Genomic DNA, 24,003 nt, shown 5'->3' on the forward strand with positions numbered 1-24,003 from the left:
GGAATCCTTGATCCGCTGGGGATCTATCCTAATCTACAAACTCAAATTCAAATTTACCGATCCGGACGATATCGCCATCTTTTGCTCCACGCGCACGGAGAGCTTCATCAACCCCCATGCCACGCAATTGACGAGCAAATTTCATGACCGCTTCATCACGATCGAAATTCGTCATATTAAAGAGTTTTTCAAGTTTTTCACCAGACAAGACCCAAGCGGCATCGTCATCCCGACTGATGTCAAAGGCTGGCTGGTCTTCATCAAAGCCATAGTAGACTTCTTCTTGGGCCATTTCGTCTTCTGAATACAAGAGGAATTCTGGTGTTTTGTCTAACAATTCTGCCGTTGCTTCTAACAAGTTGTCCAAACCTTGATGCGCCAAACTAGAGATCGGGAAGATCTGTGGCAGTTCATCAAACTCATCGTAATTGGCCGCCAATTTCTTCTTGAACTCTTTCAAGTTTTCTTGACTCTCTGGCATATCCATCTTATTTGCCACGATAATCTGAGGTCGCTCCATCAAACGAAGATTATAGGTTTCAAGCTCTTTATTGATTTGAACATAATCTTCGTAAGGATCGCGTCCTTCACTGGCTGACATATCGATAACATGCAAGATAACCCGGGTGCGCTCGATGTGACGAAGGAACTGGGTTCCGAGTCCGACACCTTGGCTAGCTCCTTCAATCAATCCAGGAAGGTCTGCGACTGCAAAGGATTCACCTGACGGCGTCCGAACCATGCCCAAGTTTGGAACGATGGTTGTGAAATGATAAGCTCCAATCTTTGGTTTGGCAGAAGTAATGACACTGAGAAGAGTTGATTTCCCTACTGATGGGAAGCCAACCAAACCAACGTCTGCCAAGACCTTGAGTTCTAATTCGAGTTCACGTTCCTGACCAGGTTCCCCATTCTCAGAAATCTCTGGGGCTGGATTTTTAGGAGTGGCAAAACGAATGTTTCCACGTCCGCCACGGCCACCGTGGGCGACAATGTACTCTTGTCCATTTTCAACTAGGTCCGTAATGACCTTGCCAGTCTCGGCATCTCGGACGGTCGTTCCTTGAGGAACCCGAACATAGAGATCTTCTGCTCCCCGTCCGTGCATCCCTTTGGTCATTCCTTTTTCCCCATTTTGGGCTTTGAAATGCCGGTTATAACGGAAGTCCATCAAGGTGCGCAAGCCTTCGTCTACTACGAAGATGACATTGCCACCACGACCTCCATCACCACCCCAAGGTCCGCCATTAGGGACATATTTTTCACGGCGAAAAGCCACCATGCCATCGCCGCCATTTCCAGCCTTGACCTTAATCTTGGCTGTATCTAAAAACATACTCATAAATAGATGATTTCCTTTATTTCTGCGTGCGTCTTAGTAAGAAAGAGCACCAATTGCGGTTGCAAAGATTGCACCAACCGTTACAATCAACATAATCACAATGACCACCATCGTGATCATTTCAAATGGTGTTTTTTTACGTTTTCCGTTATCTCCAAAAGCCACTTCTAATACCTCGATTACTATAAATTCATTAGCCCTATTTTACCACGAAATAGGGGATTTTTCAAATCGAGCCTACACAAAAAGACCAGACAGATGTCTGATCTTTTATGAATAGATTTAGGAATCTTTTCTTACACGTAAAACGCCAACTGATAGAATTGCTAGGAAGACACCCATGACAAGAACCACCGGTGTCATCTTTTCACCTGTACTTGGAAGAACTTTTTTCTTACCAGGTTTTGGAGCTTCTTCTTTAACAGAAGATGAAGATGATTTCAATGAAGAACTTGATGTGGATGTTGAGTTCGATGTAGAGCTAGAACTCGTTGAAGATGATGAGCTTGATGAAGAACTAGAGCTTGATGAAGAACTAGAACTTGATGAGGAGGTTGAGCTAGATGTCGGTGGCGTTTGTTCTTTCTCACCCAATCCTTCGCCAGATCCTGTTTCCAATCGCACTTCACGGGTTAAACTACGCGGTGCTGGGAAATTGGTTGCCGTCCATGTTAACGTATTATGGACAATATCGCCTACTTTCGTTCCAGGTGCCACTTTTGTAGAATATTCAATATACATTGGCCAATTGTAGTTATCACCAAATTCAATTGTAAAACCAGTGGTCTTTCCATCTGCATTCTTATCGAAAACAGCTTTTTTAGTAAAGTTATCCAGAACTGGGAGACTTAAGATCTGAGCTTCGTTCTTAATCCCACCTTGGACAGGAGCATAACGAACAGCGCGTAAGCTCCCTTCAACCAATGTTAAGCCATCTCCGAATTGGTCTTTAATGACCATTCCTCGAAGCATATCTTGGCGAGCATTTAAGAGAATCCGCCATTTGATAATGGTTGGATCAGACTTATCTTGGTAGCCGTATTTCATCTCATAGTCTCCAGCTTCTCCAGCTGTTTTTTCATAATTCAATGAAAAATCTGTATTTCCTAGTTTAAACTGGATTGGAGATGTTTTTGTAACTACTTCTGAGTCTACTTTTACATCAAAATGAAGAGCAACTCGTTTGTTGAGTGGATGAGATGCGAAATAATCATTAAAGGTAACGGTCACTGTTTTCTTAGCTGTATCAACGACAGCTTTCCCCACCGTCTGACCATTTGATTGGCCTTCCTCAAGAACATTGAATTCCAATGCTGTGTAGAGGGCTAATTCTTTTGGCAAACTAAGAGTTAAGGTATCACCAGCTTGAATAGTTTGCGAATCTGGAAAGGCTAAATAAATACTTGCTGACAATTTTTCATTTGTCAACACCTTGCTCCCATTTGTTAGCGTGTTACCGTCTTTCGTTAGACGTGCTGTCTGTGTATATGATGAGACTTCTGCAGCATGAATTGTTTTAGTCAAACCAGCTGTGAATAGAATCGTTAGCACTAAGGCAAGTGCCCATACAATTTGACGAACCTGTTTCATATATACCTCCTCTGCTCGCCTATTTGCGAGCCATGTTTTTTACAAGGTTAAAGTCCGATTTCTGCTTGAACAACTGCAGCAATGGTATCTACATAGTAGTCCACTTCTTCATGTGTAGGTGCTTCTGCCATCACACGAAGGAGGGGTTCAGTTCCACTTGGACGCACGAGGATGCGTCCATTTCCTGCCATTTCCGCTTCCATTTTTTCAATGATTTCACGAATAGCAGGCACTTCCATCGCCTTGTCTTTCATGCTATTTTCAACCCGGATATTGACGAGTTTTTGTGGATAAATGGTTACTTCAGCAGCCAATTCAGATAATTTCTTGCCGGTTTCTTGCATGATTTTAGTCAATTGAACGCCTGTTAATTGACCATCACCAGTTGTATTGTAATCCATGATGACTACGTGACCAGATTGTTCACCACCAAGATTGTATCCTGATTTGCGCATCTCTTCGACCACATAACGATCTCCAACAGCTGTGATTTCTTTTTGAATCCCCTTCGCATCCAATGCCTTGTGGAAGCCGAGATTAGACATGACGGTTGTGACGATCGTATTTTTTTCGAGCAAGCCTTTGCTTGAAAGATAAGAACCGATGATGTACATGATCTTATCTCCGTCTACAATCTCTCCATTTTCATCAACAGCAATCAAGCGATCGCTGTCTCCGTCAAAGGCAAGACCAATCGCTGCGCCTACTTCTTTTACTTTCTCTTGCAAATGCTCTGGGTGAGTAGAACCAACCCCATCATTGATGTTCAAACCATCTGGGTTTTCACCGATGACGGTCAATTGAGCTCCCAAATCTGCAAAGATTTGACGCGCACTAGTAGAGGCTGCACCATTTGCTGTATCTAAGACTACGTGCATGCCTTCGAGTTGAACGCCTGTCGAGACAAGGAATTCTTGATACTTACGCAAGCCTTCTGGATATTCCATGACCGTTCCTAAACCTTGTGCACTTGGACGTGGAAGCGTATCTTCAGCCGCATCAAGCAAGGCTTCAATTTCAAGTTCGCGATCATCATCCAATTTGAAGCCATCACCACCAAAGAATTTGATGCCATTGTCCAAGGCTGGATTGTGGCTAGCAGAAATCATCACTCCGGCGCTGGCTTTTTCCGTACGAACTAGATAAGCGACACCTGGCGTTGCAATTACACCCAACTTGTAGACGCGAATTCCAACAGATAAGAGGCCAGCAATTAAGGCATGCTCCAACATTTCACCAGAAATACGCGTATCACGTCCAACAAACACCAAAGGTGTTTCTTCTTCATGTTGGCTCAAGACATAGCCACCGAAACGGCCTAGTTTAAAAGCCAATTCTGGCGTTAATTCTACATTTGCTTCTCCACGGACACCGTCCGTTCCAAAATATTTACCCATTCTTTATTACCTTTTTTACTTTCTAATTACTTGAACTGGAGGAAGTCGACGACGAACTGCTTGAGCTTGACGTAGACGAGCTACTCTTTGTGGTCACTTGAATCCGTGTTTCACTCGGCTTGACCAAACCTGGTAGAACATTTCCTTGAGCATCTACTGCATTTAAGGAAATAGTTCCGCTATAATTTCCACTAATGATCTCACTGGATGGGAAGACCGCTTGGACATGATCAATGCGACTCAAGGTTTCTTGATCGCTGGTCACTTCTACTTTGGTGGTTTCAAGAGAAATATTCGAAACCGTTATTCCATCTACAATTTGATTGTCTGGAATCGTTGCTCTAACAGCAAACGATTTTTTCGCTTTCTTCCCGATTTTTACAGAAACTTTCTGAGGCTCTACGGTTGCGGTCAAACCAGCCGGAAGATCTTCCACAATCAACGGCACTTCAACGGTACCTTCCTTGGCCTTACGAATATCCGCTACCACGCGAAACTTCCGAGTTCCCGGCTGCATTTCGCTTGCTAGAGCGACCCGGTTTGAACCCTTTAGAAAGACTGTTACTTCCGATGTTAACCCACTGACAAAGTATGTCTTGTCATTGTACTTGGCATCAATCGGAATATTGGTCAAGGTATTGGTGTAGGTCTCTGAACTCACTTGTCTAGCGCTGCTATTATTTTGAAAATTAAAGGAAGATGCATTGATAAACAAGATAAAGGACAATAAGACGGAAGAGAAAACATAAAGAAATTCTTTTTTCGATCTCATTTTGTCACCCTCCCAAATAGACGCTCTTTCCAACTAGTCGTTTTATTCTCTTCAGGAACCAAGAAGGCTCTCAATTCTACCTCGAACTCGTCTAAGGTTAAATCGTGTCGGAAAGTTCCATTGTAAGTCACAGAGATCCCGCCCGTTTCTTCTGATACCACAAAGGTAAAAGCATCAGAGACTTCAGACAAACCAATGGCTGCGCGGTGACGCGTTCCGAACTCTTTTGAAATTCCAGTGTTTTCGGTCAAGGGCAGGTAGGCACAAGAAACAGCGATTTTATCATTGCGAACAATGACCGCTCCATCGTGCAGAGGAGTATTTGGAATGAAGATATTAATCAGCAATTCTCCTGAAATATCTGCATCTAGAGGAATCCCTGTGGAAATATATTCCTGAAGGGTTCTAGCTCCTTGAATAGCTACCAAGGCACCAATCTTACGTGGGCTCATATAAGCTACTGCCTTAACGTAGGCCTGCACCATCTTCTCTTCCTGACTGACTTCACTCGTCGTAAAGAATTCTGTCGCCCGACCCAGACGCTCTAAACCAATCCGAATCTCAGGGGAGAAAATCACAACCAGGGCGATAACCCCATAAGTAATCACTTGATTGATCAGCCATGAAATAGTCGTGAGCCCTAAGAAATTGGCTAAAAACTGCACCAAGAAAAAGATAATAACTCCACGAACCAAAATCATGATCTTAGTCCCTACGATGGCCTTGATCAAAAAATACAACAACCAAGCCACCAGGGCAATATCGATGATATTGATAATAATACTCCACCAATTCGGGAACAAACTGGTCCAAAATTGTGGATTTGTAAACTGTTGAATATTCATATTCTCATACCTACCACTTCTCTAAAAGACATCACCTTATTATAACATGTTTCAACAGATTTTTCTGTAACCTTCTGATGCTTTTTATGATAAAATATGATTTATGAAGATAAATACAACCTTGGGCCTTCTGGCAGGAAAGCTTTCCGGCTCTATTCTAGAAAAAATGGGGCGGGGATCAACCCTACCAGGTAAAGTAGCCCTCAAATTTGATAAAGATATTCTCAGTCAACTGGCCAAAAACTATGAGATTGTTGTGATTACAGGGACAAATGGGAAAACCCTGACCACTGCACTAACCGTAGGTATTCTCCAAGAAGCGTTTGGACCGATTTTGACCAATCCAAGCGGGGCCAATATGATCTCTGGGATTACAACGACCTTCTTACGGGCTAAGCATTCGAAATCAAATCGACCGATTGCGGTACTTGAAATTGACGAGGCCAGCCTCTCTCGGATTTGTGATTATATTAAGCCCAGCCTTTTTGTGGTCACCAATATTTTCCGGGATCAGATGGACCGCTACGGTGAGATCTATACGACCTACCAAATGATTTTGGATGCCATTCACAAGGTCCCAACTGCGACGGTTCTGTTAAATGGAGATAGTCCGCTCTTTAATAGTCAGACCTTGTCCAATCCGATCCAATATTATGGATTTGATACAGACAAATCAGAGCCACAACTAGCTCATTACAATACAGAAGGAATCCTGTGCCCGCATTGCCACAACATCCTCAAGTACAAGCTCAATACCTATGCTAACCTGGGAGATTATATCTGTGAGCACTGTGGTTTCCACCGGCCACCTCTGACCTATGCCGTATCGGACCTCCTCTCTTTAACCCAGCGCTCTTCCCAATTCCGGATTCAAGGCCAAGACTACCACATCAATATCGGCGGTCTCTACAACATCTACAATGCCTTAGCTGCTGTTTCCGTTGCTGGATTCTTTGGAGTGCAACCTGAAGTGATTAAGCAAGGATTTGATCGCAGTCGCGCTGTCTTTGGTCGTCAGGAAACCTTTAAGATTGGGGATAAGGAATGTACCTTGGTTCTGATTAAGAATCCAGTTGGAGCTACTCAGGCTATCGAAATGATCAAACTAGCCCCTTATTCCTTTAGCTTATCAGTCCTCCTTAATGCGAATTATGCAGACGGAATCGACACCAGCTGGATTTGGGATGCGGACTTTGAGCAAATCACCCAGATGGACATCTCAGAGATTAACGCCGGAGGAGTACGCCACTCTGAGATCGCTCGGCGACTCCGGGTCACTGGCTATCCTGCTGACCAGATCACAGAAATGGCTGAATTAAAAGAGGTCTTCCAACGCATCCAGCAACAGGAAACCCCTCACGCCTATATCTTAGCCACTTATACGGCCATGCTTGAGTTCCGTGAACTCTTGGCCCAAGAACACCTGATTGAAAAGGAGATGCACTAATGACTTATACTTCCCTAGAATCTTCTGATCAGGCACAGTATCCCTACAGCCTGCGCATTGCCCATCTCTATGGCAACTTAATGAATACCTATGGGGACAATGGAAATATCCTCATGCTCAAGTACGTTGCGGAAAAGCTTGGAGCCCATGTCACTGTTGATATCGTCTCTCTCAAAGACCGGTTCGACCCTGATGCCTACGATATCGCCTTTTTCGGCGGCGGGCAAGACTACGAACAGACCATTGTATCCGAGGATCTACCAGATAAAAAAGAAGACCTCGAACGCTTTATTCATGACGATGGGGTAGTCCTTGCTATCTGTGGTGGCTTTCAACTTCTAGGCCAATACTACATTGAAGCTTCTGGCAAACGCATTGAGGGCCTCGGTATTATGGGCCACTATACGCTCAACCAAGTCAACAACCGCTATATCGGTGATATCAAAATCCATAACGAAGAATTTAACGAAACCTATTATGGTTTTGAGAACCACCAAGGTCGGACCTTCTTGGCTGAGGATGAAAAACCACTGGGCAAGGTCGTCTATGGAAATGGGAACAACAAAGAAGATGGATGCGAAGGGGTTCATTACAAGAACGTCTTTGGCAGCTACTTCCACGGTCCTATCTTGTCCCGAAATGCCAATTTGGCCTATCGCCTAGTGAGCACTGCTTTAAAAAATAAATATGGCAAGGACCTTTCCCTACCGGCTTATGAGGAGATTCTAAGCCTAGAGCAGCCGGAAGAGTACGCTGATGTGAAAAGCAAGGCCCCTACTGAACAATAAGGAGATAATGATGAACAAAAATAATCTACACTACATTGCTTTATTACTTTTAATTTTATTGATTGCTGGTATTTCCCTTGCAAACATGCAATCGGTTACCGTAAATTTCCTCTTGGTCCAATTTAAATTGCCCTTGATCATTCTGATCTTGCTCTGTGTCCTCTTGGGTGCATTTGTCATGACCTTGGTTAATTTTTCAAAGGGCTTCTCACTAAAAAAAGAACTCAAGAGCACTCAAAAGCAACTAGAGGAAGAAAAGAAAGAAGTTAAAATAGAAGAAAAAAATAACAACTAAAAAAGCACCGATCGGTGCTTTTTTCATGCTGATGTACCTTCTTTTGCTTGTAATTTCTTGGCGACTACTTGAGCTAGGAGTGAAAAGAGAATGACGCCAGCTCCTATCAGGAGAAAGGATTCTACTCGAACACTTGGTAACCAGGTCATCAAACCTTTAGCTACCGGCATAAAGAGAATGGCTAGGGTAAAAATCGTGCTTAAGACCCTGCCCAGATAGTCTCCTTCCACCTTGGTTTGCACTTGGGTAAAAAAGTGGATATTAAAAATCGTCATAAAGAGTTCACAGACTAAATTTCCAGAAAAGGAAAGAAGAGGCGGAAGGGGCAAGCCCATCATAACTACTCCCACTCCTGTTAAAATCAATAAGAAGAGAAGCATCTTCATGCTTGATTTAAATTTATTAGCGATCAAGGCTCCGATGATAGAGCCAATAGCCCCCATGGTTAAGATGGTCGCATAGGCTCCTTTGACCCCGTAAAGGCGATTGGAAAAAGGAAGCAAAAACTCAAAAGCCGCAAAAAAGAAATTCATGCTGGAAGCTACTAATAAGAGAAAGAAAATTTCTTTTTGATGCCAGATGTAGTTTAGTCCATCTTTCATATCCGAAAAAATATCTTTTCCTGTAAATTTTTTCTTCTCTTGAACCTTAGCTTCTTCTTTCGGAAGGAATGCCACCAGAACGAAGGCGATGAAAAAAGTCAGGGCATCCAGTAAGAGGGTCGCATGGAGACTGGCAAATTGTAAAACAAGGAAAGAGAACACAGGAGAGCTGACACTTACAACCTGTAAGACCAACTCCAAGTGAGCATTATAGATCACAATCTCATCTTTTTCTACAAATTCTGTGATAATGGCTTTATTAGCAGGTCGTGAAAAAGCAAAGGCTATGGCCTGGACAATATTGGCAACAATCAGGCCTGCAATCATCAAGCTATCATTTGTGATAAAAGAAATGCCCAAACAAAGGAGGCCACAAACCAAGTCGGTCGTCATCAAAATCTTGCGACGGGAAAAACGATCTGAGATCACGCCACCAAATGGATTAGCTAGTATCGCTGTCACCAACTCCGAAATTTGATAAATCCCTAACACCGTCTTTCCCACCGTACCCATTGAAGCCAGCCAAACACTATTCCCATAATCATAGAGCATATTCCCTATTTTATCGATAGCTCCACGAGCAATTAATTGGACTGCATGTCGATTCATAAAAAAACCTCCTTCATTTTCTGAAACTATTGTATCAGTTCATGAAAGAGGTTTTCATTTTGTCCCCTATTTGGGAAAAATAATGGTTTGCAAATTTATCAAAGGATCCCTACTGTTCTTTTGATTGAAGCTACTTAGCTACTAGCTGAGCCAAGAGTGAAAAGAGAATAACTCCAGCTCCAATAAAAAGAAATGATTCCATACGGACGCTTGGCAACCAAGTCATCAACCCTTTGGCGATAGGCATAAAGAGAACAGCCAAGGAATAAATTGTGCTCAAGACTCTCCCCAGATAATCATCTTCCACCTTGGTTTGTACTTGGGTAAAAACGTGGATGTCGAAAATGGTCACAAAAAATTCACAGACCAGATTTCCCGAAAAAGAAAGATAAGGTGGAAGAGACAAGCCCATCATGAACACTCCGACCCCTGCCATGAGCAGTAAAAACAGGAGAATTTTCATACTTGATGTTATTTTATTGGCAACAAGTGCTCCTAGAATAGATCCAATAGCTCCCAGCGTTAAAATGGTCGCATAAGCTCCTTTAACCCCGTATAGACGATTCGAGAAGGGAAGTAAAAACTCAAAAGCCGCAAAAAAGAAATTGACGCTAGAAGCCACTAATAAGAGAAAGAAAATCTCTTTCTGATGCCAGATATAGTCTAACCCATCCTTGATATCAGAAAAAATATCTTTCCCGGTAAACTGTTTTCTCTCTTGAACCTTAGCTTCTTCTTTCGGAAGGAAAGACACTAGGACAAAAGCAATGAAAAAGGTCAGTGCATCTAATAAGAGGGTCATATGAAGACTGGCAAATTGTAGAACTAGGAAAGAAAAAACAGGTGAACAGACACTAACAACCTGTAAGACTAACTCCAAGTGAGCGTTATAGGTCACAATCTCTTCTTTCTCTACTACCTCGGTAATAATGGCTTTATTGGCAGGTCGAGAAAAACCAAAGGCAATGGCCTGAACAATATTGGCAAAAATAAGAGCCGCAATCATCAAGCTATCATTTGTGATAAAAGAAATCGCCATACAAAGGAGACCACAAACCAAGTCGGTCGTCATCAAAATCTTGCGACGAGAAAAACGGTCTGAAATCACGCCTCCAAAAGGATTCACGAGAATCCCGGTCACTAATTCAGAAATCTGATAGATCCCTAATACCGTCTTTCCTATAGTCCCCATCGAGGCCAGCCAGACACTGTTTCCATAGTCATAGAGCATATTTCCAATTTTGTTAATAGCTCCACGACTAATTAATTGGACCGCATGTCGGTTCATAAAATCTCCTTTATCTCTGTCCTATTTAGGAACATTTATCTTTCACAAATTTATCAAAGTGTTCCTGATAGTAAGCTACCTGCTCTGGCAGTCCAAGCACATCAAAAATGTGCATGGCTTCCTGCATTTGCTGCCGCCCTCTTTCTGCTTGCCCCTTTTGGTACCGAGCAAATCCCTTGAGATAATGAAAGACATTGCGTTCGTAGAGTTTGATGCTCTTCCCGATAATCTTTTCTACATAGGCTTCAAAATAGCTGGCATTTTCAAAAGAACGGTGTTCTAAACAATGCTGGTAACAATTCAGAGCCAGAATTAAGACCAGTTTTCGATGGCGACCAATTTCTTGGTAGAAATCTTCCCGCTCCATCACTTCTCTACCAAGCCGAGTGACATAATCCACATCATAAAAGCTATAAAGATTGCCAAAGAGGATCAACTCATACATGGTCCATTCTTCCGTTTGAAAGAGATAATCTGCCACCTTTTCCAGATCACGTTGCTTCATCGTGTAGCTGGCATCTCTCTGGCAAATCAGCCCTTGTAACAAAATCCAGTTCAATTCAAAATAAAGGGGACTGGTCGAACCTTTAGCCTTTTCAAGTTCCTCTTCTTGAAGCTTTTGAAAACCCGCAATGTCGTTTGCATAATAAAGAGGAACCAGTTGTGCAATTAAGGCGACATGCTCATGGTGTTGAAAATTTCTGGCCTTATCCATAAAATTCTCAATCGTCACATGGATATTGTCCAAAATTTCAAAGAAACGCGAAGCAGCTAGATCCGACTCCCCCAATTCAAAACGGGATAATTGGGAAGTCGAGCAAGCTTCTCCTGCAGCTTCTTTCAACGAATAATTCTTACTGATTCGAAATTCACGAAAAACTTTGCCTAAATCTTCCATCTATTCCACCTGCTCTGACAGTTCTGCCCACTCTTCCATGACCGCTTCCTGCTGAACAGTCAGTTGATCCAGCTCGCTCTGGAGTTGAACCAAGTCGGCTGCATCGTTGGTGCTATGCATGGTTTCGGTGATGTCTTGGATTTTTTGATCCAGCTCTTCCATCTCCGCTTCCAATTGCTCAATGCGACGAGTGATTTTCCGGAGTTCCTTCTGGTTTTGCTTCTGCAAGTGATAGTCATTGCTAGTGACTTCTTCCGATGAAGAAGCAGGTACAGATTCTGCTTGTGCTGCAGCAAGGGCCTCTAACTCAGCTTTTTTCTCCAGATAATAGTCGTAGTCTCCTAGATAAAGAGTTGAGCCTTCTTCTGAGAGTTCCAAAACTTGTGTAGCAACCCGATTGATAAAGTAACGGTCGTGGCTGACAAAGAGCAAGGTGCCGTCAAAATCAATTAAGGCATTCTCCAGCACTTCCTTGCTATCGATGTCCAAGTGGTTGGTCGGCTCGTCGAGAATCAAAAAATTGTTATTTTCCATGGACAGCTTAGCTAGAAGCAAGCGGGCCCGCTCTCCACCCGACAGCATGCCGACGGTTTTCTTGACATCATCCCCAGAGAAAAGAAAGGCTCCCAGGCGATTGCGAATTTCCACTTCTGGCGTCAGTTTAAAATCATTCCAGAGCTCATCCAAGACACTGTTGTGAGGCGTTAGTTTACTTTGGGTCTGGTCATAGTAGCCCACCTCGACATTGGCTCCAAAACGAGCTTCACCCTTGATAAAAGGAATCTGCCCGACGATGGACTTGATAAGAGTAGATTTCCCGATCCCATTTGGTCCCACAATGGCGACTGCATTCATCTTGCGGATATCCAAATTAATAGGCTCTGAGAGGATTTGATCGTCATAGCCGACGGCTGCCTCTTCTACTGTCAGGACGACATTTCCAGATGTCTTATCGGAATGGAAGGTCATATGGGCAGACTTGGTCCCAGCTTCCGGCTTGTCTAGACGCTCCATTTTTTCCAACTGCTTACGCCGAGACTGAGCCCGCTTGGTAGTCGAAGCCCGCACCAAATTGCGATTAACAAAGTCTTCCAGAGCTGCTATTTCTTTTTGTTGCTTCTCGTAGTTTTTGGCTTCGGTCAGCAATTTTTGTTCTTTTTGCTCGACAAAGCTGGAGTAATTGCCGACATAGCGATCCAAGGAATGCTTGGTCAAGTCCAGTGTAATGGTGGCGACCTTGTCTAGGAAATACCGGTCGTGGCTGACAATGAGAAGAGCTCCGCTATAATTAACCAAGTAATTTTCCAACCAGGCGATGGTCTCAATATCCAAGTGGTTGGTTGGCTCGTCCAGTACCAAGAGATTTGGTTTTTCTAAGAGCATCTTGGCCAGAGCTAGACGGGTATTTTGCCCACCAGACAGCTCTTCAATCTTCATCTGCCACATGGACTCATCGAACTTGAAGCCGTTGAGAATCGCACGGATATCTGCCTCATAGGTAAAACCACCTGCCTGACGGAATTCTTCCGAGAGACGGTCATAGTCCTGCATGAGTTTTTCTAAGTCAGCCCCAGTTTTTTCCCCCATCTCAAGCTCCATCTGCCGCAAAGTTTTCTCCGTTTTACGGAGGTCGTCAAAGACATGGAGCATCTCATCGTAGATGGTATTGGACGACTCAAAGCGGCTATCCTGGGCTAAATAAGAGAGAGAAAGATCCCGCTTTTTATTGATTTCCCCAGAAGTCGGCTCTTCTTCTCCCACCAAGATTTTTAAGAGCGTAGACTTGCCGGCTCCGTTCTTTCCAACCAGGGCAATCCGGTCTCGTTCATCCACTTGCAGGCTGATATTATCAAAAAGAACCTCCCCTGCAAAAGAGCGTTCAATTTTGTTGGCTTGTAAAATAATCATGTCCCTATTTTACTATCTTTTTTCAGATTAAACAAGGAAAGACGAGCCATCAAAAAAATCCTGAGCCCCTTGAGGCTCAGAACTTTTAGAAAGTATTTAAAAACTTATTCTTCCTTGTATAATTGTCGGACTGCTTCCACATCTGTATCCTGAATACTGTAGAAAGAGCCGGCCGGTTGCATGACCGATTCTCCATCAGTGTGATCCAGCCCTATCGCATGGCCTAGCTCATGCTCAGCTGTATTGACAATCCGATCATAACTATAGTTATAGACATAGTTTAAAAGATAATGGCGATTGAGACGAACTGTGATGTGGGTGAAGCGGTTGGTTAAGAGGTTGGTCTGAGAAGCAGTCTCTCCTGCAGCAGAAACCGATGCGTTATCCATTTCCGTCAAGACCACATTAGCCTCTTTTTCATTTGTAACCAGCTTGAAGGTAAAGGCGCCTGTTTGGTTCCAAGCCTCAATAGCATCCCGATAAGCTTTTACAAAAGTTTGACTGATATTGGGATCCAGGTAGACCGTAGCTTCCGCTTTTTCCCAGCGAGCGCCACTATGCTCATGATTGTCCGTCTGCGTGGTCTGTGAGCTAGGCGCCATCCCAAAGCGCGATGCAAAGCCTTGATCACCAAATAAATTGCCGACTTGATAGACAACCTTTTGGGCGGCTCGGCCAAATCCATCCATACCAGAACTAGGAGAATCTGTGAAATAGATGATTCCCACTAGGACGAGAAAACTGATGGCAATGGTCCAGAAAAATCCCCAAAAAAGACTCCAAGCCATGCGAAGGATTCCTCTGAAAAATCGAAAAATGGTTCTCATACATTCTCCTTTCTCTTAAAGAAGGTATGCAATTGTAACACCTCATTCTTAAAAATAACTTAAATAACTGCGCTTTCCAGCTTATTGATGAACGGTTACTTTTCCTGTCTGGTAATCCAGGCTAATCCCACTTTGAACATTGGGAACAAAGACATTGAACTCAAGGGTCCCATCACTCGATTTAGCTTCGATCTGAGAACCTAATGGAATCAGATCTTCTGGATGGTTGTAGATCAAGGTCACCCGATAGCGGATCCGCTTGTTCTTATCCAGTGCTTTTCGGACCAGGGTCTCGTAGTAGTTTTGACCAGTGGAATGAGGATCATTGGCTTGATTGGACCAAGCCGTTTGAACGGCGATATTTTTGGGATTGCTAGTAGAGGCGTCAAAGCCTTTAAGATTGCCGATCAAGGCGTAGCCCAATAGATGACCTCTATCCACAGCATGGTCGTACTCGCCTGACAGATTATGAACCTGATGCCAACCTGCAGGTTTCCAATCGGTTAGGCCACTTCCTGTTGCATCGCGATCTCTGTACTGACGAGTCGCCTTAGTCATGATGGCATTGGCCACTGTCGGTACGGTCTTTCCATTGACTTCTTTTGTCTTGTTATCCGCATAGGGTTGACTAGCCACACTGGCATCCAAATCTGTTCGATTGCCCTTAACGACAAAGGCTCCAGCGCCATTCCATTCTATGTCATTTCCTAATTGTGAACGAGCAGATTTCGTTAGTACAGAGCTAGCTAACTCTTTACTGGGTGTTTCTTGTTGGCTACTCGTCACCACCGAAACAACCTGATCCGTCGCTTCTTTTATCGTCGGTTGATTAAAATAATAGCCCCCGATTGCTAGGGCTGTTGCCACCACAAAACCTGCTAAGGTTTGTTTGGTTCGTTTGGTTAACGTTTGTTTTGTCATGCCTCTCTCCAAAAAAGAGCAGCGCTAGATGGGTCACTGACTCGATTCGCTGCTCTCCTTTTTACTCAATGTTATTTAAATCTTATTTGCCGGTTAGCTTCCCAATGATTTCTGACCAGGTATCCGGAGAGAGAATGGACCATGGATTTTTTCCATCTCCAATCACTCCATAGCCAATGACCAAACCAACTGCAAAAATGATGATGGCAATCACAGCCAACAGGAGGACAATTCCTAGCTGTTTTCCAACATAGCGAAGATTAGTTTTCATCGTCTTCTTCCTCTACACGTTTCACGTCTGCACCTAGTGCCACCAATTTCTCATGGAATTGATAATAACCACGATCTAAGTGACTTAATTTGCTGACCTTTGTTTCTCCTTCTGCCACTAAGCCCATCAAGACAAGCGTTGCACTCGCGCGCAAATCGGTCGACATGACCTCTGCACCTTGGAAGCTTTCACCTCCTACGATACGAGCTGTATCCCGCATAATATCTGAGTGAACGCCCATTCGACGCATCTCTTCCAAATGTTGGAAACGATTCTCAAAGACGGTTTCAATCATGGTGGACTCACCCTTAGCCATGGCCATCAAGGCTGTAAATTGAGCCTGCATATCAGTTGGGAATCCTGGGTACGGAAGAGTTTTAACGGTCACTGGACGGAGCTTACTGATATCCGATTGAATCCGAATTCCATTTTCTTCTTCGGTTACCGTCACGCCCATCTCCTGCATCTTAGACAGCAACGGACGATTGTGTTCCCAAATGGCATCTTCGATCAAGACATCTCCACCCGTCATGGCTGCCCCAATCATAAAGGTTCCAGCTTCGATGCGGTCTTGTACAACATTGTGGTCTGCCCCGTGCAAGCTCTCCACACCGACGATGGTTAAGGTCTCAGTTCCTGCCCCCTTGACAGTAGCTCCCATTTTGTTGAGCAAAAGAGCTAGGTCAACAATTTCAGGTTCCCGAGCTGCATTTTCAATCACCGTGACTCCATCTGCCAAGGTTGCCGCCATCATAATATTTTGTGTCGCCCCTACTGATGGGAAGTCCATATAGATGTGTGCACCCTTGAGACGATCTGCTTTTGCTTCAATATAGCCGGCTGTTTGGGTAATTTCAGCTCCCATAGCTTCCAGACCTTTGAGATGAAGGTCAATCGGACGACTCCCGATCGTACAGCCTCCAGGCATGGAAACTTTGGCATGGCCATTGCGTGCCAAGACAGGACCCAAGACAACGATAGAAGCCCGCATCTTACTCACATATTTATAAGGCGCTTCCTCAGACAATTTCTCTCGTGCATCTACGACAACCGTATTGTCTTCTTCATTGAAGGTTACTTGTGCATTCAACCCACGAACAACATTGTTCATTGTAAAGACATCTGATAAAACAGGTACATTTTTCAAGGTTGTCACGCCCTCGCTTGCTAGAACTGTTGCAGCAAGAAGAGGAAGGACAGCATTTTTTGCTCCTTCGATTTTGACGGTTCCAACCAGTCGATTATGACCACCATTAACGATTATTTTTTCCATACGGGATTGTTCTCCAATTTCTTAAAGTCACGCTTTCTATCATACCATATTTTTTATAAAATGTGGCTAGAATTGGCCAATAAAAATCTGCCGACTCATCTCATAAACACTGATAAAAAATGAGCTGGCTAGATAGCCTATTCCGACGCTGATCATCAAGATCAAAAAACGGATTTTAACCGCATTTTCAGCACTTACTTTTAAAAACTTTTCCCATTGAACCAGGTTCAACAATAGGTAATAGGCAAAAAAGATAAACAATAGATGGCTTGAAAGATTAAAAATCATTTGAATCATACAGCTATTATACCATATTTGGTCCGTACTTTCTTCTTTTGATTCTCTCCCAACAAAAATAAGGTGAGGACAAAACCTCCACCTTATTTTGAATATCTTATAAACGATTTCCGACATTAATCCGGTTAATGGCGCGTTGAAGAGCAATTTTAGCACGACGTTCCATATCAACCGAATGCTGATCTTTGGCTTCTTCAATCGCTTTTTCAGCTCGCAGTTTGGCACGTTCTGCACGACTAATGTCGATATCTCGAGCACGTTCGGCAGAATCGGCAACAATGGTAATGACATTATCAGCTACTTCGATAATCCCACCATTGACTGCAATCCAATCAATATGTTTGTCATCGTCGACACGACGAACCTTTACTTGGTCTACAGCCAAAACCGCAATGGTATTGATATGATGAGGTAAAATCCCTAATTCACCATCAATTGTCTTGACAGATACAAATGCGGCATGATGATCATAAACCAGTCCATCCGGTGTAACGATTTGGACGTTCATTTGACTCATCTTTCACCTCTTCTTAGAATCCCATTTTTTCAGCTTTGGCGATCACATCTTCGATCGATCCAACACCACGGAAGGCATCTTCAGGAAGATGGTCATATTTCCCATCCAAAATTTCTTTAAAGCCACGAACAGTTTCTCCAACTGGTACATAAGAACCAGGTTGACCTGTAAATTGTTCCGCAACGTTGAAGTTTTGTGACAAGAAGAATTGGATCCGGCGAGCACGAGCAACCAAGGTCTTTTCTTCGTCAGACAATTCATCCATCCCCAAGATAGCAATGATATCTTGCAATTCATGGTAACGTTGAAGGACGCGTTTGACTTCAGAAGCTACTGCATAGTGTTCTTCTCCTACGATTTCTGGAGAAAGGGCACGTGAGCTTGATGCCAATGGATCCACCGCAGGGTAGATCCCCAATTGTACCAATTTACGTTCCAAATTGGTGGTTGAATCCAAGTGAGCAAAAGCGGTTGCTGGCGCTGGGTCTGTATAGTCATCGGCTGGCACATAGATGGCTTGGATCGATGTAACAGAACCTTTCTTCGTTGACGTAATCCGTTCTTGCAATTGACCCATTTCAGTTGCCAAAGTAGGTTGGTAACCAACGGCTGATGGCATCCGTCCCAAAAGGGCTGATACTTCAGATCCGGCTTGAGTGAAACGGAAGATATTGTCGATAAACAAGAGAACGTCCTGACCTTCGACATCACGGAAGTATTCCGCAATGGTCAAACCAGTCAAAGCAACACGCATCCGTGCTCCAGGTGGCTCATTCATTTGTCCAAAGACCATGGCTGTTTTTTCAATAACGCCAGATTCTTTCATTTCCCAGTAAAGGTCATTCCCTTCACGTGTCCGTTCCCCAACACCGGTAAATACAGAAATACCACCGTGTTCTTGGGCAATATTATGGATTAATTCTTGAATCAAGACGGTCTTCCCAACTCCGGCACCACCGAAGAGTCCGACCTTCCCACCTTTCAAATAAGGGGCTAAGAGGTCAATAACCTTGATCCCTGTTTCAAGAATTTCTTCTGAAGTAGAGAGCTCGTCAAAAGATGGAGCTTTTTTGTGGATGGAGTCACGAGAAGCATCCTCAGGAAAAGGTTGATCCAAGTCAATGGTATCTCCAAGAACATTGAAGACACGTCCCAAGGTTTCTTTTCCGACAGGAACAGAGATTGGACGACCTGTGTCCAAGACTTCCATTCCACGTGTTAAACCATCAGTTGATTCCATGGCGATGGTCCGTACAACCCCATCACCAAGTTCCAAAGCTACTTCAAGAACGACTTTTGATTTTTGTTGGTCATTTTTATAGACTACAAGCGCATTATTGATCTCAGGAAGTTTATCTCCAACGGAAAAGGCAACGTCTACGACGGGACCTACGACCTGAGAAATTTTGCCTAAACTCATGTCATTCTCCTATTCTAAGTAATTTCTACTGCTCAAAAGTTCTCTTTCGAGCATCTGTTTTTGTATTTAAAATTGTATCCGACAACTATTCAAGGGCGCTAGCACCAGCAACGATTTCGGTAATTTCTTGTGTAATCGCTGCTTGACGAGCACGGTTGTATTGAATCGTTAATTCATCAATGACTTTCTTGGCATTGTCTGTTGCAGTTTGCATGGCCATCATCCCCGCAGCATTTTCAGCTGTTTTAGCATCAATAATGGCACCATAGATCATGCTTTCAGCAAATTGAGGGAGCAATTGATCCAAAATGGCATCTCGACTAGATTCCAATTCTAGATTCAATACATAATCCTCATCTGCTTCATTGGGGTCCAAATCAATAATCGGAAGCATCTGTTCTACCCGCATTTGGCTAGTCAAACTGTTAACGTGATGGTTGTAACAGACGTACAACTCGTCAAACAAGCCTTCCTGATACATTTGGACTGTTTTCGAAATGATCGTACGAACTTCCTTAAAGCTAGGTTGATCAGGCAAACCACGCAATTCATAAACCGGCTGAATCCCACGGGCACGGAAGAAATCCGCCCCGACACTTCCAATACAGATCACTTCAAAGTCATCTCCAGTTGGATGGTATTCTGCCTTCATTTCCATCATGGTTTTAAGGATGGAGGCATTGTAGCCTCCGACCAAACCACGATCAGATGTAATCACGATATAAGCTGTCTTATTTACCGGCCGACTCACCAACATAGGATGGGATTTGGCATTTTCTGTTTCATGTCCATGGAGCAAGTCTGTTAGTAACTTACGTACCTTAGCGGCATAAACCTGAAAATCCTTGGCTGCTTGCTCAGATTTCCCGAGTTTAGCAGCAGACACCATCTGCATAGCATTGGTAATTTGACTGGTATTTTTAGTGGATGCAATTTTATTTTTTATATCATTTAATGAAACTGCCATCTTCCACTCCTATTTCTATTTGAAATTTGACTGGTTGACAAATTCTGTAAGGGCTGCATCCAGTTCTTCTTCTGCTGGAAGATCATGTGTCGAACGAATCGTCTCAAAGATTTGGTTATAATGTGCTTCAAAGTAATCAAACAACTCTTCTTGGAAACGAAGAATATCGTCTACTGGAACACTATCTAAGAAACCATGAGTCAAGGCATACAAGATCACGACTTGTTTTTCAACTGTCAATGGTTCATGAACAGGTTGTTTCAAGACTTCAACTGTTCGGCGACCACGGTTCAATTTCGCTTGAGTCGCAGCATCCAAGTCACTACCAAATTTCGTGAAGGCTTCCAATTCACGGTATGAAGCGAGGTCGATACGAAGAGTACCCGCAACTTTCTTCATAGCCTTGATTTGGGCAGCTCCCCCTACACGGGATACAGAAGAACCTGCATCAATGGCCGGACGAATACCAGCATTGAACAAACTATCTTGCAAGAAGATTTGTCCATCTGTGATCGAAATCACGTTGGTTGCGATATAAGCAGAAATATCTCCTGCTTGGGTTTCAATGATTGGAAGAGCTGTAATAGAGCCACCACCCAATTCATCTGAAACTTTAGCTGAACGTTCCAACAAACGGCTGTGGAGATAGAAGACATCCCCTGGGAAGGCTTCACGTCCTGGTGGACGACGAAGAAGAAGGGACAATTCACGGTAGGCTACGGCTTGTTTTGACAAATCATCATAGACGATCAAAACGTGTTTACCGTTATACATGAACTCTTCTGCCATGGCAACCCCGGCATAAGGTGCCAAGTAGAGCAATGGAGACGGTTGGGAAGCCGAAGCGGTTACCACAATCGTATAATCCATGGCTCCGTATTTACGAAGAGTTTCTACTTGCGTACGAACTGTTGATTCTTTTTGACCAATCGCCACATAGATACAGATCATGTCTTGACCCTTTTGGTTCAAGATGGTATCGATGGCAATCGAAGTTTTCCCTGTTTGACGGTCCCCGATAATCAATTCCCGTTGGCCACGTCCGATTGGAACGAGGGCATCAATGGCTTTCAAACCAGTTTGTAGGGGTTCTGAGACAGATTTCCGTTGCATAACACCAGGAGCTGGTGTTTCAACTGGACGGAATTTATCTGTTACAATCTCACCCAAACCATCTACTGGTTGGCCAAGTGGGTTGACAACCCGACCAATCAAGGCATCCCCTGCAGGGACTTCCATGATTTTACCTGTACGACGGACAGAGTCTCCTTCACGAATATCCGTGAAATCACCCAAGATGATGATACCGACATCCGTTGTCTCTAAGTTTTGGGCCATCCCGTATGAGCCATTTTCAAAGATCAACAACTCACCACTCATGGCATTTTCAAGACCATGAGCACGGGCAATCCCGTCACCAATGTAGGTTACAACACCTGTCTCAGTGACGTCAAAGTTTGGCTTGAAATTTTCAATTTGTTGCTTAATTAAAGCGCTGATTTCTTGTGCGTTAATCGCCAAAATTCACACCACTTTCTATTTCAATTTAGATTTTATAACTTGCAATTGGTGTTTGAGACTGGTATCCAACGTTTTATGATTGGCTGTCACGACAAAGCCACCAATTAAATCTAGATCGATCTTTTGTTGGATCGAGCGAACTTGAATCCCAAATTTTCTTTCGATAATGGGGATTAGCTTTTGCTCTTGAACAGGATCCAAACCAGCAACCGTCGTAACAGTGACGACAAAAGCGTTGCTCAACAGTTGAATCTGATCCAAACAAATCGTTACAATGTCATAAAATAAGGCTTCACGATGATTGAGAATAACCACTTCAATCAAATGGTCGAGTAATTGTGAATCCGAGGGTTGAAAAAGTCTGAGACTTTTTGCTTTCTCTTCATCCTCTACACCGATATGAGCTAAGAAGTTAGCAAGTCCAGTCTCTTCAAAAATACCCTTGATTTGAGTCAATTTTTCAAAGACTAGGTCTTGTTCTCCTTTTTCAAAGACCAATTGAACAAAAGGCTGGGTATATTTCTCAATCACCATCAGTTGCTTTTTGTCCATTAGGCTTCTCCTAATTCATCAAGATAGCGATCGATCAGTTGGCGTTGACCTTCAGCATCCAGCTGTTGGCTCAACAATTTGCTGGCAAGATTGACAGTGAGATCTGCCACATCACCTTTGATACTGTTCAATGCTTCTTCTTTGTTATGCGCAATTTCTTGTTGCGCTTTTTCTTTCAAACGTACTGCTTCTTGAGTGGCTTCTGAAAGGATCTGAGATTTATTCTTTTCTGCAGTTTCCTTTGCATTTTCGACGATAGACGCAGCTTCTTTGCGGCTACCTGCCAACTCTTCTTCACGTTTACTTGCTAGTTCCTCAGCTTTTTGACGAGCTGATTCTGCTCCATCAATATCATCTGTAATCTTTTTGGCACGCGCTTCTAAAATTCCATTGATATTGTTCCATGCAAATTTCTTTATTAAAAAGATTAATAATAGGAAGGAACCAGCAATGAGAATAAAGTTACCAATAATTTCACTCATTGATACATGCATTCTTCTACTCCTCCTCTACTTACTCTTCACCATTAATTTTCTTACCAATATAAATTGATGACAACATGGTAAACACATAGGCTTGGATACATGAAATGAAAATCGAAAACGCTGTCCACGCCATGCTTCCAATAAAGGCAAATGGATACCAATAAACAGCTTGATGCGACAAAGTCACAAGCAAGCTTGCTAGTACCTCACCCGCAAAGATATTTCCGAAGATCCGAAGTGCCAAGGAGGCAAAGTTCGTTAATTCTTCCAAAATATTCATGGGGGTCATAAATCCGGGTGTCACAAAAGCCTTTAAATATTCCTTCACACCACGTCTGCGAATTCCTTCTACATGGGCGATTAAGGTGATCAAAAATGAAAAGGCAAAGTCATAACCCAGGTTAGCGGTTGGTGATGTCCACAAATTGTAACCATTGGTCGTTTCGATTTTAGCCATCAATCCAATGTTATTGGCTACTAAAAGAAAGAGGAAAAGAACAAACAAGAACAAGGAATAGTCCTTTATGTAATGTTCCCCAATATTTCCTTTTGTAAAGCCTACGACAAAGTCATATGCGTATTCCAGCACATTTTGTTTGCCTTTTGGTCGGATCGACATTTTTCGACTGGCCCAATAAATGAAGCCAAAAACGGCGAAAACAGAAATCAGGGTCATAGCAAGTAGGGTCAAATTAAAAGATACAGGTCCAAGAGTAATCGTTGGATTGATACTTTCTTCCAAGGTTTGACACCTCCTTTTCTAAAATAGAAGCGTCTATTTGATAATGAAGGCCATAACCAAGGTTACGAAGAAAGTACCTTCGACAAAGGCAACACCAAGAATCAGGAGGCTACGCAATTGACCAATAATTTCTGGTTGACGAGACGCAGATTTCAATAAGCTGCTCATCATCAAACCTTCTGCCAGTGATACACCAAAACAGGCTAAACAAAGACCTAAAAATGTTAAATTCATGATGAATTCTCCTTTTATTAATTTTACCTCCTTAGTTTACTCCTAAAAGATATAATAGTCAAATATTTCCTAGAAAAGAAAGCGTTTTTGTTAAATTACGTTATTTTTTAATATGATAAATTTTCAGATCTACGATTGATTTCTTTTAATTTTTAGATACTTTGTCCACCTCTATTCATTTTTTCTTCTAAAAAA

Annotated in this window: 26 protein-coding genes; 3 read left to right on the plus strand and 23 right to left on the minus strand. The window is 43.1% G+C overall.

Features of this window, described 5'->3' with window-relative positions:
* Positions 1-28: 28 nt before the first annotated feature.
* From obgE to cdaA, 6 genes are all read right to left on the minus strand, one after another.
* Positions 29-1,342 (minus strand): GTPase ObgE, encoded by a 1,314-nt coding sequence (gene obgE / locus PCY11_RS02310; protein ID WP_023917726.1) that lies wholly within the window; start codon positions 1,340-1,342, stop codon positions 29-31.
* 33 nt (positions 1,343-1,375) lie between these two features.
* Entirely contained in the window at positions 1,376-1,507 is a 132-nt protein-coding gene (locus PCY11_RS02315) for a DUF4044 domain-containing protein (protein WP_003011566.1), read from the minus strand.
* Positions 1,508-1,624: 117 nt separating this feature from the next.
* A complete protein-coding gene (locus PCY11_RS02320; protein ID WP_070845441.1) occupies positions 1,625-2,932 on the minus strand; it encodes an LPXTG cell wall anchor domain-containing protein in 1,308 nt (435 codons plus the stop codon).
* 47 nt (positions 2,933-2,979) lie between these two features.
* Positions 2,980-4,329 carry a phosphoglucosamine mutase gene (gene glmM / locus PCY11_RS02325; RefSeq protein ID WP_023917722.1) on the minus strand — a complete coding sequence of 450 codons (1,350 nt, stop codon included), beginning with the start codon at positions 4,327-4,329 and terminating at the stop codon, positions 2,980-2,982.
* A gap of 22 nt (positions 4,330-4,351) precedes the next feature.
* Positions 4,352-5,101, minus strand: coding sequence for a YbbR-like domain-containing protein (locus tag PCY11_RS02330; protein WP_301362409.1), 750 nt, complete (start codon positions 5,099-5,101; stop codon positions 4,352-4,354).
* Positions 5,098-5,946 (minus strand): diadenylate cyclase CdaA, encoded by an 849-nt coding sequence (cdaA, locus tag PCY11_RS02335; protein ID WP_070465636.1) that lies wholly within the window; start codon positions 5,944-5,946, stop codon positions 5,098-5,100. Before cdaA ends, PCY11_RS02330 begins: the two co-directional genes overlap by 4 nt.
* Positions 5,947-6,049: 103 nt before the next feature.
* On the opposite strand from cdaA, the gene murT reads away from it, so the two are divergent.
* The 3 genes from murT to PCY11_RS02350 are packed head-to-tail and all read left to right on the plus strand — an operon-like array spanning position 6,050 to position 8,476.
* Positions 6,050-7,393 carry a lipid II isoglutaminyl synthase subunit MurT gene (murT, locus tag PCY11_RS02340; RefSeq protein WP_301362410.1) on the plus strand — a complete coding sequence of 448 codons (1,344 nt, stop codon included), beginning with the start codon at positions 6,050-6,052 and terminating at the stop codon, positions 7,391-7,393.
* A complete protein-coding gene (gene gatD, locus PCY11_RS02345) occupies positions 7,393-8,181 on the plus strand; it encodes a lipid II isoglutaminyl synthase subunit GatD (protein ID WP_045759263.1) in 789 nt (262 codons plus the stop codon). Before murT ends, gatD begins: the two co-directional genes overlap by 1 nt.
* Before the next feature lie 10 nt (positions 8,182-8,191).
* On the plus strand, positions 8,192-8,476 hold the full coding sequence (locus PCY11_RS02350; RefSeq protein ID WP_024056107.1) for a lipopolysaccharide assembly protein LapA domain-containing protein: 285 nt from the start codon (positions 8,192-8,194) through the stop codon (positions 8,474-8,476).
* A 23-nt stretch (positions 8,477-8,499) separates the two neighbouring features.
* On the opposite strand, the gene PCY11_RS02355 is transcribed toward PCY11_RS02350, so the two are convergent.
* From PCY11_RS02355 to PCY11_RS02435, 17 genes are all read right to left on the minus strand, one after another.
* Complete coding sequence (locus PCY11_RS02355; protein ID WP_301362412.1) at positions 8,500-9,687, minus strand: MFS transporter; 1,188 nt, start codon at positions 9,685-9,687, stop codon at positions 8,500-8,502.
* Between the two features lie 130 nt (positions 9,688-9,817).
* The gene (locus PCY11_RS02360; RefSeq protein ID WP_201089826.1) at positions 9,818-10,975 is read right to left on the minus strand and encodes an MFS transporter; all 1,158 of its coding nucleotides are present in this window, start codon (positions 10,973-10,975) and stop codon (positions 9,818-9,820) included.
* A gap of 25 nt (positions 10,976-11,000) precedes the next feature.
* On the minus strand, positions 11,001-11,873 hold the full coding sequence (locus PCY11_RS02365; RefSeq protein WP_301362413.1) for an XRE/MutR family transcriptional regulator: 873 nt from the start codon (positions 11,871-11,873) through the stop codon (positions 11,001-11,003).
* Positions 11,874-13,781, minus strand: a complete 1,908-nt coding sequence (locus PCY11_RS02370) for an ABC-F family ATP-binding cassette domain-containing protein (RefSeq protein ID WP_301362414.1) — start codon at positions 13,779-13,781, stop codon at positions 11,874-11,876.
* Positions 13,782-13,885: 104 nt separating this feature from the next.
* Positions 13,886-14,608: a M57 family metalloprotease gene (locus PCY11_RS02375; RefSeq protein WP_021152905.1), complete on the minus strand. Its 723-nt coding sequence runs from the start codon at positions 14,606-14,608 to the stop codon at positions 13,886-13,888.
* Positions 14,609-14,689: 81 nt separating this feature from the next.
* Positions 14,690-15,529: a DNA/RNA non-specific endonuclease gene (locus tag PCY11_RS02380; RefSeq protein WP_301362416.1), complete on the minus strand. Its 840-nt coding sequence runs from the start codon at positions 15,527-15,529 to the stop codon at positions 14,690-14,692.
* Positions 15,530-15,611: 82 nt separating this feature from the next.
* Positions 15,612-15,800: a DNA-directed RNA polymerase subunit beta gene (locus PCY11_RS02385; protein ID WP_024056063.1), complete on the minus strand. Its 189-nt coding sequence runs from the start codon at positions 15,798-15,800 to the stop codon at positions 15,612-15,614.
* Positions 15,790-17,073 carry a UDP-N-acetylglucosamine 1-carboxyvinyltransferase gene (murA, locus tag PCY11_RS02390; protein ID WP_301362417.1) on the minus strand — a complete coding sequence of 428 codons (1,284 nt, stop codon included), beginning with the start codon at positions 17,071-17,073 and terminating at the stop codon, positions 15,790-15,792. The genes PCY11_RS02385 and murA overlap by 11 nt, the downstream gene beginning before the upstream one ends.
* Positions 17,074-17,139: 66 nt before the next feature.
* Positions 17,140-17,370: a DUF1146 family protein gene (locus PCY11_RS02395; RefSeq protein ID WP_009732557.1), complete on the minus strand. Its 231-nt coding sequence runs from the start codon at positions 17,368-17,370 to the stop codon at positions 17,140-17,142.
* Between the two features lie 97 nt (positions 17,371-17,467).
* Positions 17,468-17,887, minus strand: coding sequence for a F0F1 ATP synthase subunit epsilon (locus PCY11_RS02400; RefSeq protein WP_003002471.1), 420 nt, complete (start codon positions 17,885-17,887; stop codon positions 17,468-17,470).
* 13 nt (positions 17,888-17,900) lie between these two features.
* Positions 17,901-19,307 (minus strand): F0F1 ATP synthase subunit beta, encoded by a 1,407-nt coding sequence (gene atpD / locus PCY11_RS02405; protein ID WP_049472156.1) that lies wholly within the window; start codon positions 19,305-19,307, stop codon positions 17,901-17,903.
* Positions 19,308-19,392: 85 nt separating this feature from the next.
* Complete coding sequence (locus PCY11_RS02410) at positions 19,393-20,274, minus strand: F0F1 ATP synthase subunit gamma (RefSeq protein WP_201036914.1); 882 nt, start codon at positions 20,272-20,274, stop codon at positions 19,393-19,395.
* A 15-nt stretch (positions 20,275-20,289) separates the two neighbouring features.
* Positions 20,290-21,795: a F0F1 ATP synthase subunit alpha gene (gene atpA, locus PCY11_RS02415; RefSeq protein WP_003006447.1), complete on the minus strand. Its 1,506-nt coding sequence runs from the start codon at positions 21,793-21,795 to the stop codon at positions 20,290-20,292.
* 15 nt (positions 21,796-21,810) lie between these two features.
* Complete coding sequence (locus tag PCY11_RS02420) at positions 21,811-22,347, minus strand: F0F1 ATP synthase subunit delta (protein ID WP_301362419.1); 537 nt, start codon at positions 22,345-22,347, stop codon at positions 21,811-21,813.
* A complete protein-coding gene (gene atpF, locus PCY11_RS02425) occupies positions 22,347-22,841 on the minus strand; it encodes a F0F1 ATP synthase subunit B (RefSeq protein WP_004219970.1) in 495 nt (164 codons plus the stop codon). The genes PCY11_RS02420 and atpF overlap by 1 nt, the downstream gene beginning before the upstream one ends.
* Before the next feature lie 19 nt (positions 22,842-22,860).
* On the minus strand, positions 22,861-23,574 hold the full coding sequence (gene atpB / locus PCY11_RS02430) for a F0F1 ATP synthase subunit A (protein ID WP_024055550.1): 714 nt from the start codon (positions 23,572-23,574) through the stop codon (positions 22,861-22,863).
* A gap of 33 nt (positions 23,575-23,607) precedes the next feature.
* Positions 23,608-23,808: a F0F1 ATP synthase subunit C gene (locus PCY11_RS02435; RefSeq protein WP_003006433.1), complete on the minus strand. Its 201-nt coding sequence runs from the start codon at positions 23,806-23,808 to the stop codon at positions 23,608-23,610.
* Positions 23,809-24,003 lie beyond the last annotated feature (195 nt).

Source organism: Streptococcus sp. SP8 (assembly GCF_030440045.1).
Lineage (GTDB): Bacteria > Bacillota > Bacilli > Lactobacillales > Streptococcaceae > Streptococcus > Streptococcus parasanguinis_I.